The sequence below is a fragment of the Porphyrobacter sp. ULC335 genome, from assembly GCF_025917005.1.
GTDB lineage: Bacteria > Pseudomonadota > Alphaproteobacteria > Sphingomonadales > Sphingomonadaceae > Erythrobacter.
Genome location: NZ_CP078091.1, coordinates 2,136,476 through 2,153,552 on the forward strand (window position 1 = coordinate 2,136,476; position 17,077 = coordinate 2,153,552).

The 17,077-nt window shown below is 64.3% G+C and carries 13 protein-coding genes; 9 read left to right on the forward strand and 4 right to left on the reverse strand.

Features of this window, described 5'->3' with window-relative positions; translation table 11 throughout:
* Positions 1-24: 24 nt before the first annotated feature.
* Complete coding sequence (locus KVF90_RS10195; RefSeq protein ID WP_264391473.1) at positions 25-1,101, reverse strand: CDP-alcohol phosphatidyltransferase family protein; 1,077 nt, start codon at positions 1,099-1,101, stop codon at positions 25-27.
* 116 nt (positions 1,102-1,217) lie between these two features.
* Between KVF90_RS10195 and KVF90_RS10200 the strand changes: the two genes are divergently transcribed.
* A complete protein-coding gene (locus tag KVF90_RS10200) occupies positions 1,218-2,135 on the forward strand; it encodes a CDP-alcohol phosphatidyltransferase family protein (RefSeq protein WP_264391474.1) in 918 nt (305 codons plus the stop codon).
* Here the strand turns inward: KVF90_RS10200 and KVF90_RS10205 are convergent.
* A complete protein-coding gene (locus KVF90_RS10205) occupies positions 2,111-3,259 on the reverse strand; it encodes a glycosyltransferase family 4 protein (RefSeq protein WP_264391475.1) in 1,149 nt (382 codons plus the stop codon). The genes KVF90_RS10200 and KVF90_RS10205 overlap by 25 nt on opposite strands.
* Positions 3,260-3,517: 258 nt before the next feature.
* Between KVF90_RS10205 and KVF90_RS10210 the strand changes: the two genes are divergently transcribed.
* The 8 genes from KVF90_RS10210 to KVF90_RS10245 are packed head-to-tail and all read left to right on the forward strand — an operon-like array spanning position 3,518 to position 12,528.
* Positions 3,518-4,618: an inositol-3-phosphate synthase gene (locus tag KVF90_RS10210; RefSeq protein ID WP_264391476.1), complete on the forward strand. Its 1,101-nt coding sequence runs from the start codon at positions 3,518-3,520 to the stop codon at positions 4,616-4,618.
* Between the two features lie 50 nt (positions 4,619-4,668).
* Complete coding sequence (locus tag KVF90_RS10215; protein ID WP_264391477.1) at positions 4,669-5,433, forward strand: NTP transferase domain-containing protein; 765 nt, start codon at positions 4,669-4,671, stop codon at positions 5,431-5,433.
* Positions 5,430-6,668 carry a glycosyltransferase family 4 protein gene (locus KVF90_RS10220; protein WP_264391478.1) on the forward strand — a complete coding sequence of 413 codons (1,239 nt, stop codon included), beginning with the start codon at positions 5,430-5,432 and terminating at the stop codon, positions 6,666-6,668. Before KVF90_RS10215 ends, KVF90_RS10220 begins: the two co-directional genes overlap by 4 nt.
* Positions 6,665-7,774, forward strand: a complete 1,110-nt coding sequence (locus tag KVF90_RS10225; RefSeq protein WP_264391479.1) for a Wzz/FepE/Etk N-terminal domain-containing protein — start codon at positions 6,665-6,667, stop codon at positions 7,772-7,774. Before KVF90_RS10220 ends, KVF90_RS10225 begins: the two co-directional genes overlap by 4 nt.
* Complete coding sequence (locus KVF90_RS10230; protein ID WP_264391480.1) at positions 7,774-8,574, forward strand: ABC transporter permease; 801 nt, start codon at positions 7,774-7,776, stop codon at positions 8,572-8,574. The genes KVF90_RS10225 and KVF90_RS10230 overlap by 1 nt, the downstream gene beginning before the upstream one ends.
* Entirely contained in the window at positions 8,571-10,025 is a 1,455-nt protein-coding gene (locus tag KVF90_RS17390; protein ID WP_319641017.1) for an ABC transporter ATP-binding protein, read from the forward strand. Before KVF90_RS10230 ends, KVF90_RS17390 begins: the two co-directional genes overlap by 4 nt.
* The gene (locus KVF90_RS10240; RefSeq protein ID WP_264391481.1) at positions 10,022-11,317 is read left to right on the forward strand and encodes a glycosyltransferase family 4 protein; all 1,296 of its coding nucleotides are present in this window, start codon (positions 10,022-10,024) and stop codon (positions 11,315-11,317) included. The genes KVF90_RS17390 and KVF90_RS10240 overlap by 4 nt, the downstream gene beginning before the upstream one ends.
* Positions 11,318-11,343: 26 nt before the next feature.
* Entirely contained in the window at positions 11,344-12,528 is a 1,185-nt protein-coding gene (locus tag KVF90_RS10245; protein WP_264391482.1) for a polysaccharide biosynthesis/export family protein, read from the forward strand.
* Between the two features lie 40 nt (positions 12,529-12,568).
* On the opposite strand, the gene KVF90_RS10250 is transcribed toward KVF90_RS10245, so the two are convergent.
* Both KVF90_RS10250 and KVF90_RS10255 read right to left on the reverse strand, forming a co-directional pair.
* Positions 12,569-14,923: a transketolase gene (locus KVF90_RS10250; protein ID WP_264391483.1), complete on the reverse strand. Its 2,355-nt coding sequence runs from the start codon at positions 14,921-14,923 to the stop codon at positions 12,569-12,571.
* Between the two features lie 265 nt (positions 14,924-15,188).
* Positions 15,189-16,976: a DEAD/DEAH box helicase gene (locus tag KVF90_RS10255; RefSeq protein ID WP_264391484.1), complete on the reverse strand. Its 1,788-nt coding sequence runs from the start codon at positions 16,974-16,976 to the stop codon at positions 15,189-15,191.
* Between the last annotated feature and the right edge of the window lie 101 nt (positions 16,977-17,077).

The following is a 17,077-nucleotide window of genomic DNA, read 5'->3' on the forward strand; positions in this document are numbered from 1 at the left end:
CCAGCGCCGGACGAGAGATCGGCCTCAATTCAGCCGATCCCGATTGCGCTCCGCTTCAGGCTTGCTGGCCAACACTTTCACAGTGACGAGGAACCAGATTGATGCGGCTGCCGCAAACACCACAAGCATCGGCGTCGCAATTCCGGCGAGAACGCAGACCGCCGCCGCCGCCGCATAGAAATCGCGCATGGTGAGCCAGGTCAGCCACTGCTTCCAACGGGTAGGACGGGTGCCGAAATGATCCTTCACTGCGTCGAAGGTGAACGGCCCTTCCGATCGTCGCGCGCGTAGGCCGATCAGGGTCATGCCCAGAGATAGTATGATGAGACCGGTGAAGCCTGCGGAGGCTCCCACCTTATCGCCCTGCATCAGGAGATTGACACTCAGGCCCGCGAAGAAGGCGAGATTGGTCGCTGCATCGGTCAGGCTGTCGAGCATCGCGCCGAGACGTGACGCGCGAAAGGTCGCACGCGCGATTTCCCCGTCGACCCCGTCCACGATCGAGGCGATCTGGAACAGCACCGCGCCGACATATATCCCGGTAATCCCGCCGAAAAACAGAAACCCCGCCATGGCAATGCCCAGCACCGCGGCGACGAAAGTCGCGTGGTTTGGCGTAATGCCGGGAAGGCGCAGGACCAGCCGACTGAGCAGACGTGAGACCGGGCGGTTGATGTAACGCGATACGATCCCGTCAGCCGGCTTGGCGGTGGACGCGACGATCGCATTGCCTTTTTGCTTCAACATGGCGATCGCGGCCTGAGCCGGAAACACCCACCCGGCACTCCTTTGTCCCACGCTTTTCAGATAGTTCAGGATCTCGCGCGCAGATAGCAGCTCCTCTCCAGCGACATGCACAAGGCTGTCGCCACCCACCATGGCATCGCCGTCGACGATCCGGATTGCGAGGCCGGGCGCAAGCCGCGCCAGTTCCGACCTGCACCATTGACTTGGTTGCCATCCTCCGCGAACGGCGATGATGCAGCAGTCGATGCTGTCCTCTTCCCGAGCAGCCAAAGCCACCTGATGTACCGCCCGTGCCGCAGCAGGAATGCCGGCGACCAGGTAACCCGCAGTGGTTTTATCGGTGAAATGGAGCACGATACATGTCATCGCACGGGGATCTCCGGGCTTTCGCCGTCAACCAGATCCGACAAGCGGACCGACGAGAGGGCAGTGGAATGTGTGCTAGGCAGCGAAAAGTCTGAGGAACGGCATTGGCCAGCAAACCGAAATTCCCCGTCCCTGCCGATGCCGCCGATGGAGGGGCAGCGCGGCGTCCGCGCGAACTGCAGGATGCGCTGAATTTCCATCTGTTCCACCCGCTCGCCCTGCGATTGGCAACGGCGCTGACTGCGACGCGGGTCACACCCAACATGGTCTCGGTCGCGGGCGGGTTGCTCGTGGTCCTCGCAGCGCTGGCCTATGCCCAGCCAGGCTGGCCATGGCCCGCGCTCGCCGGATTTGCGCTGCATCTCGCCTGGCATGTCGTCGATGGCGCCGATGGCGATCTGGCGCGATTGACGGGTCGCAGCAGCCCTCAGGGGGAACTGGTCGACGGCATCTGCGACTACGCCGGTCACATCGTGCTCTATCTGGTTCTGGGCAGCCTGTTGCAGAGCATGATCGGACCGGTCGCCTGGCTGTTCGCAGTCGGAGCAGGGGCGAGCCGGATTGTGCAGGCCAATCACTACGAAGTCCAACGCCGGCAATACCAATGGTGGGTCTATGGCGTGCCGTGGCTGCGCGCGTCGCGCGGGCAGGGGGGCAGCGAGGGCAAGGCCGCGCTGCTTGGTACCGCGTACCTCAAGCTCGCGCAGATGATTGCGCCGCATGCGATCCCCGCTGACAGGGCCGTGGCCGCGGCGCGCGAGAACCCGGAACGATCCGAACAGGCACTTGCAGCCATCCGGCGGCATGCGGAGCCCATTCTGGACAGCCTTCCGCTGCTCGGTGCCAATTACCGTACCGTGGCACTCGGTTTCTCGATGCTGGCCGGTTCGCCGATCTACTTCTTCCTGTGGGAAGCCGTGGCGCTCAACCTCGTCCTGATCCGTTCGGTCCGGATTTCCAACCGGTCGACATGCCGTCTGATCGCAGAGCTCGATCATCAAGAGGCCAGCACACCGCGGTAGACCGCAAGCGTGTCCGCAGCAAAGGAACGCCAGTTCAGCGTGGCGGCGCGCGCCAGTCCGGCCTCCCGCATGGCTGCTGCCTGCGCCTTGTCGTCGACCGCCTTGCGCAGGGCCTCGGCCAGCTTCGGAAAATCGTCGGGCGGAGCCAGCAGCGCAGCGCCGCCGGTCACCTCCGGCATGGCAGAAACGTTGCTGGTGACCACAGGGCATCCGCAGGCCATGGCTTCGGCCAATGGATTGCCGAAGCCTTCGCAGAACGACGGGTGAAGCAAGGCCGACGCGGACGAATAGAGCTGTACGAGGTCCGCTCGGCTGACCGGCTGCAAGAGCCGTACACGGCCCCGGATCCCGAGTTCCTTGGCAAGGCGTAACAGGCGCTCGCCTCTGGCTCCCATCCGCTGGACGAGAACGAGATCAATCTCCGGCCTGTCGGCAAAGGCACAGGCGAAGGCGCGCAGTGCGCCCTCATGATTCTTGTAGGGAGCATATTGGCCAACGGTCAGGACGAAGCGCCGGTCCGGCCTCACCCCCAGTTCGGCAAGGCGCAAAATGTTACGCGGGACCGGGCGAAACTCGGGCGAAACACCTGACATCGTGACGAATGTCTGGCGGGCCGCGGGCGGAGAATGCGCAATGATCTCTCTCCGGCTGGCTTCACTCACCGTGACAATCGCCGCTGACTTGCGCAGCGCGCGCCTGATGCCGTGTCCGTGGAACAGCGCCTGCGCCCGTCCCGCCAGACGCGCGCTGCACAATTGCGGTTCCGTAAGCCACATCAGGTCGTGAATGGTGGTGACGCAGGGCGCTTTCAGCCCGGCCGGCATGATGTTGAACGTCGCGTGGAACAGGCTCACAGCCGATAGATCGACAACGCGCGGCAGCCACCACATGGTAGCCGGACCGTTCGCGGCGGAAGGAACGACCACTTCCCGAACATTCACCGCTTTGCTTAACGCGCCGCGATGTGCGGGCGATCGCAACAACAGGAAGTCCAGGTCGGGCGCGAGTTCCGGCACGAAGTCGACAAGCGCGCGCACTGTTTCGGCAATGCCGCTGGGGCGCGGGCCGATGTAGCGGCAATCGATACAGATTGTACGCCTTCCCATGCCGCCCCCTTCGATCACGAGCCATCCCTTTGCACTGCGAACCTCGCCTGCCGACAATGTCGTGCCGACGACAAAAGCGTCGTGCTGCAGTCATGACGGAGCGGTGGCCGACAAACCGTGAAATTTTTTCGCGGCGGCTCAAAGGCTGTGCCGTGTTGGCTCCGTCTCACCTCAAGAAGCGGCAGCAGCGGGTGGATGCGGACGAGGCGCAATGGGTCTTGTCCGACTGATGTCGAAACGTTGCCGGAACGCTCCTTTGAGAAGTGGGAATGGCTGATGGAAACGATCAAAGTCGCAGTGGTCGGGGTGGGCAATTGCGCCAGCTCTTTGGTGCAAGGAGCGTCGTATTATGGAAGCTCCGGCTCCACACGCGGCCTGATCCGGTCCTTTATTGGCGGATATGGAGCCCAGGACGTCGAGTTCGTGCTGGGCATCGATATCGACGCACGCAAGGTTGACCGCGAGCTCGCCGAGGCCATCTTCGCAGAGCCCAACAACACCACCGTGTTTCATCGGGATGTGAAGCGCACCGGCGCTAAGGTGATGCGCGGTCGCGTGCTTGACGGGGTGGCCGCGCACATGATCGGTGCGGGGCCACGTGGCTTCGTCGTCGCCGATGGACCCGACGCCACGCATGATGACGTTGTCGAAGCGTTGCGCAGCTCGGGCGCGCAGATCCTGCTAAACTTCCTGCCGGTAGGTTCGCAGAAGGCGACCGAATTCTACATGGAATGTGCGCTGGCGGCAGGCGTCGGCGTCGTGAACTGCATGCCGGTTTTCATTGCCAGCAACCCCGAATGGGAAGCACGGTTCCGCGAGCGCCGTCTGCCGATCATCGGTGACGACATCAAGGCGCAGGTGGGTGCGACCATCGTACACCGCACCTTGTCGAGCCTGTTCACCGATCGCGGCGTTACCATCGAGCGAACCTACCAGCTCAACACGGGCGGCAACACAGACTTCATGAACATGCTCGACCGCCAACGGCTGAGCAGCAAGAAAACGTCCAAGACCGAAGCGGTGCAGGCCGTGCTGGCCCAGCGGCTGGCGGAAGAGAATATTCTGATCGGCCCATCCGAATACGTGCCCTGGCAGAAGGACAACAAGCTGTGCTTCCTGCGGATCGAGGGAACGCAATGGGGTGATGTGCCCCTCAACCTCGAACTCCGGCTTTCTGTCGAGGACAGCCCCAATGCAGCGGCCTGCGTGATGGATGCAATCCGGTTCTGCAAGACCGCGATGGACCGCGGCGAGAGCGGCGTTCTGACGGTGCCTTCGGCCTATTACTGCAAACACCCTCCGCAGCAGATCAGCGAGCAGGTCGCCAACCACTTGCTGGAAACGTACCTCGCCGAGGACGCGATCGCTGCCGAATAGGCGCCAGTTCGCCCCTCTCCTTACGTATCCCAGAGCGCGAGTTCCGTACCATGGACGCACTGATCATCGCTGCCGGGATGGGCAGCAGGCTTCGGGCTGTTTCCGAGTCAAAGCCGCTCGCACCGGTGCTCGGTCTGCCGCTGATTGAAATCAGCGTCAGGCAGGCCGCACGTGCGGGTGCGCGCCGTGCTGTCGTGGTTACAGGCTATCGCGCACAAGCGATCGAGCTTGCACTGCCTGCGATCGCCCGCAGGGTCGGTATTCCGGTGGTCCCGCAGCGGATCGAAAACTGGCTGCTGCCCAACGGCTACTCGGTGGTGGCAGGCGCCTCGGTGATCGAGGGTGACTATCTGCTGCTGATGGCGGATCACATCTTCTCGGATTCGATCCTCCGCGGTCTGGTCGCGCAGGGTGCGCCCGAGAATGGCGTCACGCTGGCAACAGACCGGCGGACGAATGGCCCACTGATCGATCCCGAGGATGCGACATGGGTCGACCTCGACGACAAGGGTTTGATCAGGACTATCGGCAAGGACATTGCCTCCTTCTGCGCCGTCGACTGCGGCGCCTTTCTGGCCACCCCGGCGCTTTCGGCCGCAATAATCGGGGCTATTGCTGATGGTCGCCCCGGCTCCTTGTCCGACGGCATGCAGCGGCTCGCCGATCAAGGCCGCGCCGCCAGCATGGATATCGGCAATAGCTGGTGGATCGATGTCGACGATCCACGCGCGCACGCGCTGGCGCAAGCCGAGGTCGCCATGCATCTGCCGCATCTCCTCGATCCCGTGCCATCCGAAGAAAGGCTGGCGGGATGATCGAGCGGCCATTCCTGTTCGATGTGACGAGAATGTTTGCGGCGTTATGGACCGGGAAAGGCCAGACAGGGATAGACCGTGTCTGCCATGCATATCTGCACAATTTCGGCGAGCGGGCCCAGGCCGTCGTCCAGCATCGCGGAATGTTCCGGATTCTCCGCCCGCGTCACTCGGACGAACTGTTCGCCCTGTGCATGTCCGGCGAGCGCACGAGCCGTGCACGATTGGCCCGCTTGGCGATCAAGGCATGGGCGCAGGGTCGATCACACGCCGATGCCAAAGGCGCGGTCTATTTCAACGTCAGCCATACCGATTTTGACCTGCCGGAGCACGTCCGCTGGGTCCGTGCCTGCGGACTGCGGCCTGTCTACTTCATCCATGACCTGATCCCCATTACCCACGCCCAGTACTGCCGGGATCGCGCGGTCACGCGTCATCGCGGCCGGGTGCTCAACGCGCTTGCGAGTGCAAGCGGGATTGTCGTGAACTCGCAATCCACGGCCGACGAACTGACAGCCTTTGCCGAGGGGCAAGGCCTGGCCTTGCCATCGCTGACCGTGGCGCCTCTTGGTGTCGGCCCTGCTGGCAGGATTGCGAAACCGGAGCCGTTCAACCGCCCTTACTTCGTTTGTCTTGGCACGATCGAGGGTCGCAAGAACCATCGCCTGCTGCTGCAAGTCTGGCTTCGCCTGATCCTCCAATCCGGCGTCAAGGTACCACGCCTCGTGATTATCGGTCAGTGGGGAGACAAGGCCGAGGCTGTGTCCGACATGTTCAGGCGCCACCCCGCTCTGCATCAGCATGTCACGCTGATCACGCGTTGCGACGATCAGGAGGCGCGTGACTGGATCGCCGGGGCAGAGGCGCTGGTCATGCCGTCATTTGCGGAAGGCTTCGGCCTGCCGGTGATTGAAGCGCTGACGATAGGCACGCCGGTCATCGCCAGCGATCTGCCCTGCTTCCGGGAGAACGGGCAGGGCATCCCGTGCCTGCTCGACCCGAGGGACACTGTGGCGTGGACGCTGGTGATCAGCCGCTTTTCCAGAGCAGGCGGCGATAAGCGGCGGCAGCTCTCCCTGCTGGGAAACTTCCGACCTCCGCTTTGGGCGGATCACTTCGCTGTGGTCGAGGATTGGCTGGCCACGCTGCCCGAGGCTGCGGACGCGATGCCCGGTGATGCCGCGACAAGAAAACCCACGCTGACCCCGCCGCCTTCCAGAAGTATCGAGGCATGACTGTGATCGAGCGCCTTAAGTCGGTTGACCGGCTGTTCATCGCCGTGGTGATCGTTCCGACGATCATCGGGCTTATCTATTTCGGATTTCTGGCGAACGACATCTACACGTCCGAAGCCCGCTTCGTCGTGCGCAGCCCCAACAAGGATGAGGCATCACCGCTCAGCCTGGTTCTCACCGGCGGGGGGCTTGGCGGGGGAGGCGGCGGCAATGCCGAAAGCGTCACGGTCATCGAATACCTCCAGTCGCGCCGCGCGCTGACCGATGTCGATCAGGACGGGTTGGTGAGCCGTGCCTATGGCGGCGAGGACATCTTCTGGCTCGACCGGTTCGGTGGGATTTTCGGTGACAGCCGTGAGGAGTTCTATCGCTATTTCCAGACCAAGCTGGGGGTTGCGGAGGGGACCAATGGCCAGGTCATCCATCTGACCGTCAGCGCCTTTGCTCCCGGTGAGGCTCAGCAGATCAACGCGCGCTTGCTCGATCAGGCCGAGAAGCTCGTCAATTCGCTTTCCGAACGTGCCCGCGCAGATGCGATTTCGATCGCCCGGCAGGAGGTCGCCCAGGCCGAGGAAGCGGCGCGAAAAGCAGCCGTGATGCTGTCCCGCTTCCGGAACGAGCAGGGCATCATCGATCCCGAACTCGAGGCTGCAAGCGATCTGCAGATGATCGCGAAGCTCCAGGACGAGCTGATCGCGGCCCGAACCCAGCTACTTCAACTCGAAACCTACACGCCGCAGGCTTCGCAGATACCCTTCCTGCGTGCGCAGGTTCGATCCCTGCAGAAGGAAATCGAACAGCAACGGGGCGGCATTGCCGGTGGCAGCCGTTCGCTTTCCACCGCGGCGATGCGGTATCAGGAATTGCAGTTCAATGCGGAAGCGGCCGGCAAGCAGCTGACTGCGGCCCTGGCATCGCTGCAGGAAGCGCAGGCGGAAGGGCGGCGAAAGCAAGCCTATGTCGAGCGTATCGCCGATCCCAGCTTGCCCGACTACGCGACACAGCCGCGGCGGATCAGGAACATCATCGCGACCTTCATTCTGGGCCTTCTGGCATGGGGCGTGTTGTCGATGCTGATCGTCGGCATACGCGAGCATCGCGACTGATGAGCGCGGCCTTGCCTCAATCAAGCCTGCGCAGGAGCGCCGTGATCCAGCGGCGTGTGCTTGGCGCGCTGCTGGTGCGAGAGATGCTCACCCGCTATGGCCGCCACAATATCGGCTTCCTGTGGCTGTTCGTTGAACCGATGCTGTTTACCCTTGGCGTCACGGCCCTGTGGACGGCGACCAAGTCGGTTCATGGCAGCAGCCTGCCAATCGTCGCCTTCGCGTTGACCGGCTATTCCAGTGTCCTCTTGTGGCGCAATATGCCCGGCCGCTGCATCGGCGCGCTGTGGGCCAACCTCGCCTTGATGTATCACCGCAACATCAAGGTTTTCGATATCTACGTTGCCCGCCTGCTTCTCGAATTTGGCGGAGCGACAGTTTCATTTGCCGTGCTGAGCGTCGCGTTCGTCAGCTTCGGCTGGATGTCCCCGCCCGAAGACTTCCTCAAGGTGGCGGGCGGCTGGCTGCTCATCGCCTGGTTTGGTGCGGCGCTGGCGATTGCCCTGGGGGCCTTGTCCCATGAGAGCGACCTGGTGGACAAGCTGTGGCACCCGGTGTCCTACCTGATCTTCCCGCTTTCCGGCTCCGCCTTCATGGTCGATGCCCTGCCGCCCTTCGCCCAGCAGATCGTGCTCACCATCCCGATGGTTCACGGGGTGGAGCTGGTGCGTGAAGGATATTTCGGCTCGCAGGCACGGGCGCACTACGATCTGGGCTATCTGGTTCCGGTGGCACTCGCGCTGAGCTTTGTGGCCTTGCTGCTGGTGCGCCGGGTGGCGCTTCGCGTGGTGCCTGAATGATCAGGGTGCACAATCTCCGCAAGCTCTACCGCACCCGGTTCGGCGAGAAGCTGGTGCTGGACAAGGTGAGCTTCGAACTGCGCATGGGCGAGCGGCTTGGCGTGCTCGGACGCAACGGCGCGGGCAAATCGACTATGATCCGCCTCGTCAGCGGCGCAGAGCGGCCGACCTCCGGCACCATCGAACGCCACATGTCGGTGTCGTGGCCCTTGGCGTTCGGCGGGGCGTTTCAGCCAATGCTGACCGGCGTCGACAACGTCCGCTTCATCAGCCGCATCTATTCGCAGGATTTCGAGAGCAATCTCGCGTTCGTGGAACAATTCGCGGAGCTCGGCCCCTATCTGAGAGAGCCGGTCAGGACATATTCGTCGGGGATGCGCGCCCGGCTGGCTTTCGCAATCTCGATGATCATCGAATTCGATTGCTTCCTGATCGACGAGATCGGAGCCGTCGGCGACGCGCGCTTTCACGACAGATGCAATTACGAACTGTTCGAAAAGCGGGCAGACCGGGCGATGGTCATCATCTCCCATGACGCGGGCTATATCCGCGATCACTGCAACCGGTGGGCGGTGCTCCATGATGGCAAGCTCGAACTGCATGACGATTTCGACACCGCTTACACCGATTACAAGGAAGTCATCGGTGCCTCGCTGAGCAATGCGAAGCCTTCGGTCAGCCATGTGAACCGGGCGATGATGATCGAATCCGCCCACCGGTCCGCTCTGGCAGACGACCGCTTCCGCATTCATGTGCAACAGGGCGACTGGGCGCGCGACAGCAAGGACTGGGCAACAGCCGAGCAGGAATATGCCGCGGCGCTATCGCTCTACCCCTATCAGCGCACCTACTGGATTCAGCACGGCCATGTGACCAAGGAACAGGGCAAGTTTGCCCGGGCTGAGATTTCGTACCGGACGGCAGCCGCGCTTGGCGTGCCCGAGGACGAAATCGAGGAACACGTTCGTTTTGTTTTTGCGCAGCAGCATGGGGAAGATGGCTGGTACGGGGTGCGCGGATTCCGTCCCGGGCCGACCGGCAACCATCCGCCTGCAAAGCCCGAGGTGGATGCCTTCGCGAAACTGCTGTGGCTCGTGGAACAGGTTGATGAGGCCGAGGTGCTGGGTCTGATCCGGAGTCACGCAACCTGCGACGACCTCTTGGCCGCCATGATCGCGGATCAGCGGTTTGCTGAAGCCCACTTCGGAGGCGGTGACGCGCTCGCGAGCAAACTGGACCGGGATTTACGGGCACGGCTGTGCTGTTTCCTCGCGCTTGATCCGGACAGCCCTGCCGGTGAAGCCAACACCGCGGGGCAGATGATCCGTCTCCTGATCGCGCATGGCCCTCTCGCGGAATGGCCCCGGTCGAGCAGGGCTTTGCAAGAGCAGGCGCCGATGCTTCCCGCAGATGGCTCGCGATCGGTCAGCACAGCGAGTTCGCTCGCATGAGTGCTGCGCGGAGAATATTGATAGACGGGTACAATCTCGGCCTTGAGAAGGGCACCGGGGTGGCCACCTATGCCCGGAACCTCAGCTACGAGCTGCACAATCTCGGCCATGCAGCGTCCGTTCTCTATGGCAACGCCGCTGCCACCTCGCGCGATCCGCTGCTGAGCGAGATTGCCTTTTTCGATGGGGAGACCGCGAAGCGGGGCGGCACGCTCGATCTGATCGGTCAAGCCGCGCATGCCTTGCGGGCCCCGCTGGGCCAAAAGGCGGTCGAGGTGCCGATTACCGGACGGGTCATCTCGCGCCAGTTCGCTGCACGGCTGCCGCGCCATGACAAGATCTTCAGCGCCGCCGATGTCTTCCGCAGATCACAAAACGGCTTCGCATTGTGGGGCCAGCTGAACCATGTCGCGCTGCCGCAGCGGGTTGACCTCGCGCATTGGACATATCCCTTGCCGATCAGGATCAGGGGCGTTCCCAACATTTACACGCTTCATGACATCGTCCCGCTCAGGCTTCCTTTCACCACCTTGGACCGGAAGCGGCAGTACCTCGCGCTGCTGCGCAAGCTTGCGCGCACCGCCGACCATATCGTCACGGTCTCGGAGCATTCGAAGCGGGATCTGATCGAGGTGCTCGGCATCGCGCCTGACCGGATCACCAACACCTACCAGTCGGTCGATATCCCCGAAGCCTTGCGCCGCAAGACCGATGAGCAGACCGCAGACGAGGTGGAGAGCCTCTTCCCCGTCCACTACAAGCAATACTACCTTTTCTGGGGCTCCATCGAGCCCAAGAAGAACATCGGCCGGATGATTGAAGCCTATCTGGTGAGCAAGGTGGACGCCCCGCTGGTGATAGTCGGTGCCCAGGCGTGGAAGTCCGAAGGGGAGTTGCAACTGCTCAAGAGCCTGGCCGGGCGCGAAGGTGGTCGGCGACAGGTCATCCAGCTGCCCTATGCCCCGTTTGCGTTGCTGGTCAGTCTGATCCGCGGGGCAAAGGCCGCCCTGTTTCCGTCGCTTTACGAAGGCTTCGGATTGCCGGCGCTCGAAGCCATGTCGCTCGGGACGCCGGTCATCTGTTCGGACACCTCGTCGCTTCCCGAAGTGGCGGGTGATGCGGCGATCATGGTCGACCCATACGATACGGCCGCCCTGACGGCCGCAATACGGCAGGTTGATGCCGATGCAGACCTGCGCGCCGAGATGAGCCTGCGCGGGCTGGCGCAGGCCGAACGCTTCTCGCCAGCCGCCTATCGCGAGCGTCTCGATGCCCTGTACCGGCGCTTCTGAATGATTGTTGCGAAGGAAGTTTCCGAATGAAGTCGAATAGGCACATCATGTCACGCGGACTGCGGATGACCGGCCTGGCGCTGATCGCCGCATCGCTCGCGGCCTGTTCATCGCTTGGCGGCTCGGGTCCGTCCGGCGCCAGCATTCGCGACGCCGGCGGAAGCGACTATGCCGATAGCGGGGTCATCCTCATCGATCTCGACGACCAGGCGGTCAAGCGGGCAGCGCATTATTCCCGCTCGCGCAGCCTCGCCGAAGTCTTTGGCGATAGCCAGCCGGCAAGTCTGACCATCGGCCACGGCGACGTTGTCGATGTCACCATCTGGGAAGCGCCCCCCGCCATCCTGTTCGGCAGTGGCACTGGCCGGGGAAGCCTTTCTGCCGGACCCGGCCAAGGCGTTACGATCCCGCAGCAGATGGTCGATAGCGCAGGCACCATCAATGTTCCCTTTGCGGGACCGGTGGAGGTCGTCGGGCGGACTGCCGCACAAGTCGAGCGGGAGATCGTTTCGCGCCTTGGTGGCCGCGCTCACCAGCCACAGGCGATTGTCAGGCTCGTGCAGAACCAGGCCCGCAACGTGACGATCATCGGCGAGGTCGGGGCAAGCCGGCGCGTTCCGGTCACCGCGCAGGGCGAACGCCTGCTTGACGTGCTTGCCGCCGCTGGCGGACCGCGCCAGCCGGTGGGGAAGACGACAGTCCAGCTTTCGCGCAGCGGAGTTTCGACCTCCATGTCGCTCGACGCGATTATTCGTGATCCGGCGCAGAACATCCGCGTGCGGCCAGACGACGTCGTGACGGTCACGTTCCAGCCTTACAGCTTCATCGCCTTGGGCGCTGTCGCGCAAAACGCCGAAGTTCCCTTTGAAGGTGGGGGGCTTACGCTCGCGCAGGCGCTTGGCCGGATCGGCGGGCTTCGCGCCGATCTTGCCGATATTGGCGGCGTGTTTGTGTTCCGACTGGAAGACCCGGCCGCTCTGGACCCTGCCAACCTTGAAGGTGCGCGGCGCATGGAAGACGGGCGCATCCCGGTGATTTATCGCCTCAACCTGCGCCAACCCACCAGCTTCTTCGCTGCCCAGGGCTTTGCGGTCCGCGACGATGACCTGCTCTACGTGTCCACCGCGCCGGGCGCCGATCTGCAGCGTTTCCTGACGACCCTTTCAAGCGTGGCCTTCTCCACCATTGCTATCAGCGATGCGGTCAGGTGACCTTGGCTGAGTGACGATGAAGCCGGTACGGGGCGGCCTGTCAGAGAAACAGCTCTGCCATCGCGTCGATGATCGCCTCGGCATCGAGCCGGTAGGTGCGATGGAGATCGATGAGGTCGCCGGTCTGACCGAAGCGATCAGTGCCGAGCGGGCTGACCCGCTGTCCTCGCACTCCGCCCAGCCATGACAGCGCGGCGGGCGAGCCGTCGAGCACGGTGACGAGCCCTGCGCCGGGGGCGAGCTGGCCGAGCAGCGTCTCGATATGGCTTGAGGTGCGCATGCCGCCCTGCCAGCGCGCGGCACGGGCCGCGGACCAATCGCGGTGCAACCGGTCCGGCGATGTGACGGCGAGCAGGCCGAGCCCGGGGATGTCGTCCTGCAATGCCTCCCAAGCAACAAGGGCCTCAGGAGCGACCGCGCCGCTGAACGCGATTGCGGCCCCGGCTCCGGGCGCGGGTTCGCGCAGCCAATAGGCCCCGGCGAGTGCGCCCGATTCCCACCCGTCGTCGGCTCGCACCTGTTGTTCGATCTGGCGGGTCGTAAGCCGCAAATAGACCGAGCTGCCGTCATCGGCCTGCATATGCTCGAAGGCCCAGCGCATCAGCAGCGCGACCTCATCCGCAAAGGCGGGCTCGAAGCTTTCCAGCCCCGGCTGGCCCATCCCGATCAGCGGGGTGTTGATCGACTGGTGTGCACCCCCTTCGCCCGCCAGAGTGATGCCCGAAGGCGTGCCCACCAGCAGGAACCTTGCGTCCTGATAGCAGCCGTAATTCAAGGCATCCAGTCCGCGCGCGATGAAGGGATCATAGACCGTCCCCACCGGCAGCAGCCGCGTGCCGAAATGCGGCGCCGCCAGCCCCAGCGAGGCGAGCAGCAGGAAGAAGTTGTTCTCGGCAATGCCCAGTTCGATATGCTGGCCAGCCGTGGTCGCGGTCCATTTCTGTGCCGAGGGAATGCGCGCCTTCTGGAACACGTCGGCCAGCTCCTGCCGCCGGAACAGCCCGCGCTGGTTGACGAAGGCGCCGAGGTTGGTGGTCTGCGTCACGTCGGGCGCGGTGGTGACCAGACGGTCGGCAAGCGCCTCGTCCGATTTGGCGAGATCGAACAGCACGCGCCCGAAAGCGGCCTGCGTCGATTGCACGGCGCCTTCGGGCACAGGCAGGCGGGCCGGCACGGGGATCGCAGGCGCGCGGTGTTCCGGCGCCTTGCGCGCAATCGGGCTGTCCTTGACCAGCGCGTCGAGCCGCGCGGCGAGGTTGTCGCCGAGGCCAGCCCACTTGTCCCACTCCTCGCCCGGCGCAATGCCGAGTTCGGCGCGCAGACCCTCGATCTGCGCGGTGTTCATCATTCCCGAATGGTTGTCCTTGTGGCCCGCCAGCGGCAGGCCGTAGCCCTTCACGGTGTAGGCGATGAACAGGGTGGGGCGGTCGTCGGTCACGGAATCGAAGGCGTCAAGCAGGCTCTCGATGCAATGCCCGCCGAGGTTGGTCATCAGCCGGGCGAGCTGTGCGTCATCATGCTGGCCAAGCAGATCGGCCACGCCCGTCTTATCGCCCAAATCGCGGGTCAGCCGTTCCCGCCATGCAGCGCCGCCAAGGTAGGTCAGCACCGCGAAATCGGCATTGGGGCAGTTCTCGATCCAGTCTTCCAGTGCCTGCCCGCCGGGCCGCTTGAACGCCTCGCGCTGAAGCCTTCCGTGCTTCAGCGTCACCACCCGCCAGCCGCAGGTTTCGAAGATATCGTCGAAGCGGCGGAACATCCGGTCCGCGGTGGTCGCGTCCAATGACTGGCGGTTGTAATCGACGATCCACCAGCAGTTGCGCAGATCGTGCTTGTAGCCTTCAATCAGGCATTCGTAGATATTGCCCTCGTCCAGCTCGGCATCGCCCATCAGCGCGATCATCCGGCCCGCGTCACTTTCGGCAAGCTGGCCGTGGGCAACAAGGTAGTCCTGCACCAGGCTGCTGAACGCTGTCACCGCCACCCCGAGGCCGACCGAACCGGTCGAGAAGTCGACCGGGATCGTGTCCTTGGTGCGGCTGGGATAGGACTGGACTCCGCCGAGACCACGGAACCGCTCCAGCTTGTCACGGGTCTGCTCGTCCAGCAGGTAATGGATCGCGTGCAGCACTGGCCCGGCATGGGGCTTGACCGCCACCTTGTCCTGCGGACGCAGCGCGTGGAAATAGAGCGCGGTCATCACCGCCGTGATCGAGGCGCAGCTGGCCTGATGTCCGCCGACCTTCAGCCCGTCACGCTTCTCCCGAAGATTGTTGGCATTGTGGACCGTCCACGAGGAAAGCCAGCGCAACCGTTGTTCGATTTGCGTAAGCAACGCGACCTGTTCGGCGCGCGCGTTTGCGGCGGTGGCGAGGTCAGGAACGGCGGCGTTCATGCGTGTGTGCTCCTGGCCAGATGGCGCAGATCGCAAGCGCGGATCGCCGTGGCCGGGCTTTCGGTGATCAGGCGCACGGCATGTTCGCCCGCGTTTGCGGAATGCTAGAAGCCTTGCCCCGAACGGGCCGAAACCACTGTGATGCGCTCACTTCCATCGAGCGGCCCGATTACGAAGTCGGCATCCGGGGCGCAAGTGTAGACAAGCGACCGCAACACCCTGATGAGGATGTGCGGCGTAAGCCCGAACGTACCAGCGCCCGAAATCAGGGCTGCTTGGGGCCGCGCTTGTGCTTGTGGGGGCCGGGCTTGCCGGGGCGTGCTGCGTGCGGCTTGCCTGCGAAATTGCGGCCCGGCGGCTTGGCTTTCACGAAGGCATTATCGGCCGAGCTGCGCGAAGGGCGGCGCTGGCGGTTGCTGCGGGCCACTTCACGCGGGCCGGCTTCCGAACGTTCGATCAGCAAAGCCTCTTCCGGGCCATCGGCTTCGGCCGTGCGGGCGGCGGCGGCGGCATACTTGTCGGCGATGGTACGCGGGATCTGGAAGAAGGTCTCTGCCTGCCCGATGCGGATCGCGCCGATTTCGTTGCGGGTGATGTGCCCGCGGCGGCAGATCAGCGGCAACAGCCATCGCGGATCGGCGTTCTGGCTGCGGCCGATATCCATGCGGAACCACACCGTATCCTCGAACCCGGGGCGATGGCGCTCCTTCTGGGCCTCGGCGCGGGCTTGGGGGGTGTTGGCGATAAGGTCTTCAGGCTCGGGCATCCGCGAGCGGTGCGCGTGGACCAGCATCGCGGCGATATCCTCGGCGCTGCGCTCGGCGAGCAGGCGCTGGGCAAGCTCGCGGTCGGCATCGTCGAATTCCGTCGGGGCGAGCAGCTTGCCGAGCAGGCGCTCGCGGTCGCGCATGGCGATGGCTTCGCGGTCGGGCACGTCCTGCCACTCGGCATTGATCTGCGCGCGGCCCAGCATCGCCTCGACCCGGCGGCGGGCGGAGAAGGGCACAATCAGCACGGCAACGCCCTTGCGCCCGGCACGGCCCGTGCGGCCCGAGCGGTGCTGCAGCGTCTCGGCATCGCGGGGGATTTCGACATGGACGACGAGGCTGAGGGTGGGAAGGTCGATCCCGCGCGCGGCGACATCGGTGGCAACGCAAACGCGGGCGCGGCCGTCACGCAGGGCTTGCAGGGCCTGATTGCGTTCCTGCTGCGAATGTTCGCCCGACAGCGCGACAACGGCAAAGCCGCGCTCCTGCAAAGTCGCGTGGAGATGGCGCACCTTTTCGCGCGTGGCGCAGAACAGGATGGCGGTCTCCGCTTCGTGGAAGCGCAGCAGGTTGACCACCGCGTTCTCGACTTCGGGCGGGGAGACGGTCACGGCCTGATAGGCGATGTCACCGTGGCCGCGGCCTTCGCTGATCGTGGCGATGCGCAGGGCATTGTGCTGATAGCGGCGGGCCAGTGCCTCGATGGGGCGCGGCATGGTTGCCGAGAACAGCAGCGTGCGGCGCCCGTCCGGGGTGCCGTCGAGGATCGCCTCAAGCTCCTCGCGGAAGCCCATGTCGAGCATCTCGTCGGCTTCGTCGAGCACCGCTACGGCGAGCTGCGATAGGTTCAGCGCGCCGCGTTCGAAATGGTCCCGCAGGCGGCCGGGGGTGCCGACCACGATCGCCGGGCCGGACTGGAGAACCTTGCGTTCGGCCGAGGGGTTCATGCCGCCCACGCAGGTCGCCACGCGAGCGCCGGTGCGGGCATAGAGCCATTCCAGCTCGCGGCTGACCTGGAGTGCAAGTTCGCGCGTGGGGGTGATGACCAGCGCGCGCGGGGTCTGGACGAAGCCGATTTTCCCCGCATCATCAAGCAGCTGCGGCACCATGGCGAGCCCGAAAGCCACCGTCTTGCCCGAGCCCGTCTGCGCCGAAACGACCAGATCGCGCCCTTCCGCTTCCGGGCGCAGCACCTCGGCCTGAACGGGGGTGGCGACTTCGTAGCCGCGCTCGGTCAGGGCGGTTTCGATGGTGGCGGGCAGGGCGGGGAATGCGGTATTCGTCATGGGGAGGGACTCGTCTGGAACGGCTCGCCGGGGCGCAAAAAAGGCGCAAAATCGGGCGCGAAGCTTGGGGTGTAGAGGGGCGGTGCCGATGCGATCCCGCG